This window comes from Aminobacter sp. P4_H6_2, assembly GCF_056400805.1.
This window is the reverse complement of the sequence record NZ_JBFUKO010000469.1, coordinates 1-4,361: the sequence shown is the minus strand read 5'-3', so window position 1 is coordinate 4,361 and position 4,361 is coordinate 1. Positions and strand designations below refer to the sequence as shown.

Genomic DNA, 4,361 nt, shown 5'->3' with positions numbered 1-4,361 from the left:
GTCTTGGGTCGGCGCTTGGTGCCAAGCGCAACTATCTTGGACAGAATCGGCAGCGAAAACGCAGCGGTCTTGCCCGAACCGGTCTGGGCGATGCCGAGAATGTCGCGACCAGCCAGCTGAGCCGGAATGGATTCGACCTGGATCGGCTTGGGCTCGGTGAAGCCCGCAAGCTGGGTAGCCTTGAGCAGAGCGCCGGTAATGCCGAGTTTGGCGAAGCCGTTCAGCTCCGCATTGATTTCATTCGTCAATATCTTCTTCTTTCGTGTGGCTTTCCGCCACAAACAACAATGGCGGCAGGGCGCAACCTGCCGGCCTCAATCTCTCGTGAAACGACAAGGCGGCGGACGACCGTCCGCTCGGCTGCGCTGTCGTGCCCGCTGGCCTCATGCCGCGGGTCTATTTCGCCGCCTTCCGTTGCCGGAAAGGGTGAAAACAGACGCAACCAGTCTCTCTTAGGAGAAAGCCGTAAGCCCGGCTCAAGCGCCTATGACGCCGCATATGGATGATTTGGCCACAAATAGCAAGCCCACCATGCTGCAACGCAACATGACAAATCGAACATTCGGACATCGATCTGCGTCAGACGGTGCCGACAACCTCGTTGAAAGTGTCCAGATCGACATAGAATATCCTGGTGATCGCAATGATCAGCTCGTCCCCCCAATAGCCGTGCGATTTCAATATGCTGACTGCGGTGAGTATGTCGACCGGTTCGGTCAGACGCCTCTTCATGCTTTCCTCGACAAACTGTTCCATCAGGCTGTCCCTTCGTCCGATTGCCCATACGCAATGAACACAGACCAGAACGTCCAATCAGAAGTATGGATCGCAGCTTGCGCGGAACTTGCCGGCGCGGCCGGCGATTCCATTCTTCGATCGGGGAGACACGGGAAAAGCGGCCGACTCACAAGGCCGCAGCAATGTTAGCACGGGCGCAGGACCGCGCTAGCGCTGAGAGGTATCCGGCCCGGCCGCCGCCGAAGGCCCGGTTGCGACATCGAGTGCAAGCCGCACCATTTCGGAAAATAATGCCTGCCGCTCGGCCGGATCAGTCTCCTCACCAGTCACCAGACTGTCGACCACGGTGCAGATCGATAGTGCCTTTGCACGAAAGCGGGCGGCAACAGTGTAAAGCGCGTTGGTCTCCATATCGACCGCCAGTGCGCCATGGGCTCGCACCCCGGCAAATCGCCCAAGCACGTCAGGATGGTAAAACACGTCGCTCGATGCCGTTTGGCCGACATGATGATCGAGGGCCAATTCTGCTGCCCGCGCCGCCGCGCGGCGCAGCAACTCGAAATCAGCGCTCGGCGCGTAATCATAAACGCCGAAGAACTGGCGATTGATGGCGCTGTCGCTGCTCGAGGATTGCGAGATGACCAGGCTGCGCAACTTGACGTGCTCGGCCAGGCCGCCGCAGGTGCCGACGCGGATCAGCGTCTTCACGCCGTAGGTCTCAAGCAATTCATGTGCATAGATGGCAAGCGAGGGCGCACCTATTCCGGTCGTCTGCACGCTTACCGGCATACCGCGGAATCTGCCTGTGTAGCCAAGTGCACCGCGCAGCCGGTTTACGCATCTGACGTCTTCAAGGAAAGTCGCGGCAATCCATTCCGCACGCTGAGGATCGCCAGGCAACAGAACGGCCTCGGCGTAGTCGCCTCGTTTTGCTTCGTTGTGCGGCGTTGTCTGCATATGTCCACCCCGACGACGCGCTTACCGGCATGATGGCACCATAAATGCCTGCGGGGAAGCGGTTCAAAAGGTCGGGCAGACCTGAACACAGCGTAGCTGTGCTGCCTTTAGCTTTCAAGCACCTCTTTGACGACCGTTGCCAGCTGCTTGAGCGAGAACGGCTTGGGCAGGAAACCGAACTGCGCGTCAGCGGGTAGGTTCCTGGCAAAGGCATCTTCGGCATAACCGGAAACGAAGACGAACTTGATATCCGGCTGGCGCTTGCGCAGCTCACCGAGCAACGTCGGCCCATCCATCTCGGGCATCACCACATCCGAAACGACAATGTCGATCTGGCCTTGGAGCTCATCGAATATCTCGAGCGCCTCCACGCCAGACGATGCTTCGTGAACGGTGTAGCCACGCGAGGTAAGCGCCCTCACGCCGCCCATGCGCACGGCATCCTCGTCTTCAACCAAAAGAACGGTCGCCGAACCGGAAAGATCCTTGGCGACATTGCTCGGTGCGGCCTCCGATTTGGCAAGTGCTGCTGCCTCGGCACCAGCTTTGGCTTCCTCCACCGACTGTGGCTTCACGACATGCCGCGGCAGGAAGATGCGGAATACGGTGCCCTTGCCGACTTCGGAGTCACAATAAATGAACCCGCCGGTCTGCTTGATGATGCCGTAGACCATCGACAGGCCAAGGCCGGTGCCTTTGCCGACTTCCTTGGTGGTAAAGAATGGTTCGAATATCTTCTTCAACACCTCGGGCGCGATGCCGCTACCGGTATCCTCGACCTCTATCACCACATAGTCGGCTGCCACCAGCTCGCGATAACCATAAGCCTTGGACTCTTCGGCCGGCACGTTCTTGGTGCGTACCACCAGGTCACCGCCTGCTGGCATCGCATCGCGCGCGTTGACCGCGAGATTGACCACCACCTGTTCGAGCTGGCCTATATCGGCACGTACAGGCCACAGGTCGCGGCCATGGTCCACCTTGAGCTTGATGCCGTTGCCGACAAGGCGCGCTACAAGAGTGCGCAGATCGGCGAGAACGTCGGTGAGGTTGAGCACTTCCGGACGCAGCGTCTGCTTGCGCGAGAATGCCAGAAGCTGCCTGACCAGCGATGCGGCGCGGTTGGCGTTCTGCTTGATGTTCATGATGTCGGGGAACGACGGGTCCGACGGGCGGTGATTGGTCAGCAAAAGGTCCGATGCCATGATGATGGCGGTCAGCACATTGTTGAAGTCGTGGGCGATGCCACCTGCAAGCTGCCCCACGGCCTGCATCTTCTGGCTCTGGGCCATCTGGTTTTCGAGCGCCTTCTGCTCGGTCGTCTCGACGGCATAAACGATCGCGGCCTCTTCGGCACCCTCAGCATCAGAACCGTCAGCCACCGCGTTGACGTAGAAGCGCATATGGCGCTCCTCATTGTCCGGCATCACCGTGTCGATGGGGGCAATATCGGCCTGGCGCTGATGCGCCCTTTGGAGGGCCGCAGCAAAAGCGGCTCGGTCGCGGTCGTGGATGACCGTGTCGAGACGCACCTTCCGATCCACGGCATCGCGGTCGACCACCGACGAGAACAGCGACAGGAACGGCGCATTGGTGCGCAGGATGCGCCCGTTGTGATCGACACCGGCAATCGCCATCGGCGTGGAATTGAAAAAACGGGTGAAGCGCACTTCCGAAGCGCGCAGCTGCGCCGACGAATCCTCGCCCTGGGTGCGGTTGAGCACGATCGTCCGCGTCGGGCCGTTGATGCCTTCACGACTGGCCGAGACGCGATGCATGAAGCGCACCGGCAATGCCTCGCCGTTGATCGTTGCAAGATCGAGGTCGATCACCGCATTGCGCGTCGTACCCGGATCGGCCTTGACCGAACGGACAAGCGCCATGCCGTCGCCGGCGACGACCTCGTCGAGGCTGATGGCTCCAGGCGTAAAACTTGCAAGGTCGATGCCGAGCCACTCGGCCAGGGTCGCGTTGACGTAGGTAATGCGGCCATCCTGGTCAGCCGAGAAGAATCCAGCCGGGGCGTGGTCGAGATGGTCGATGGCCTGCTGCAGGTCGAGGAAGAACCGCTCCTGCTCCGCTCTCTCAGGCGAAATATCGGCTAGCTGCCAAGCGTTTAGAGGCTGGCGCTGGCCTGGCACATTGAACGCGCGTGCCCGCACCCGGTACCAGCGTGCGCCGGGCGCAGCGCCTGGTCGAACGGATTGCGCGAGGCGGAATTCGCCGTCGCCCGGCTGGCCGTCACGCAAACCCGACGCCAGCTGCGAAATGGTCGCCGACGCCTCGGTCACGTCCGAGAGCAACCCTTCGACAGTCTTCAGGTCCGACGCCGTGGTCGCGCCTGTCATGTCGGCATATGCGCGGTTGGCATAAACGACACGGCCCTTGGCATCGGTTACGACAAGGCCCTGCGACATGGAATCGACAAAGGCCTTGGAAAGGCCATCTGAAGGCGAGCGCGGGGAAATCTGGACGAAGCCGATCGCGGTCGCAAAAAGGTAGCCAACGCCGATCATGGCGAGCACGCCAAGCATACCCATCAGAAATGGATCGCCCAGGCGCTCGCGAAAGATTCCAAAAACGATGGCAGCGCCGGTCAGAACGACGATGAAGATGATCAGCCGGGTGATGGCATCGGGGCGCGCCGCCTGATCCACGATCGGAAC

4 protein-coding genes are annotated in these 4,361 nt (G+C 60.7%); all 4 read right to left on the bottom strand.

The window, feature by feature from the left end; all coding sequences use genetic code 11:
- Positions 1 to 248, bottom strand: a 248-nt coding sequence (locus AC1DUU_RS24485) for a DEAD/DEAH box helicase (protein ID WP_476785977.1), incomplete at its 3' end; no start/stop codon positions are given.
- 331 nt (positions 249 to 579) lie between these two features.
- Positions 580 to 756, bottom strand: coding sequence for a hypothetical protein (locus AC1DUU_RS24480; RefSeq protein WP_476785976.1), 177 nt, complete (start codon positions 754 to 756; stop codon positions 580 to 582).
- A gap of 189 nt (positions 757 to 945) precedes the next feature.
- Positions 946 to 1,695 carry a purine-nucleoside phosphorylase gene (gene deoD, locus AC1DUU_RS24475; protein WP_476785975.1) on the bottom strand — a complete coding sequence of 250 codons (750 nt, stop codon included), beginning with the start codon at positions 1,693 to 1,695 and terminating at the stop codon, positions 946 to 948.
- A gap of 107 nt (positions 1,696 to 1,802) precedes the next feature.
- A partial coding sequence (gene cckA, locus AC1DUU_RS24470) for a cell cycle histidine kinase CckA (protein ID WP_476785974.1) occupies positions 1,803 to 4,361 on the bottom strand: 2,559 nt, incomplete at its 5' end.

Coding starts and splice junctions, on each gene's coding strand:
- AC1DUU_RS24480 (WP_476785976.1), bottom strand. CDS start 756: ATGGAACAGTTTGTCGAGGAAAGCATGAAGAGGCGTCTGACCGAACCG.
- deoD (WP_476785975.1), bottom strand. CDS start 1,695: ATGCAGACAACGCCGCACAACGAAGCAAAACGAGGCGACTACGCCGAG.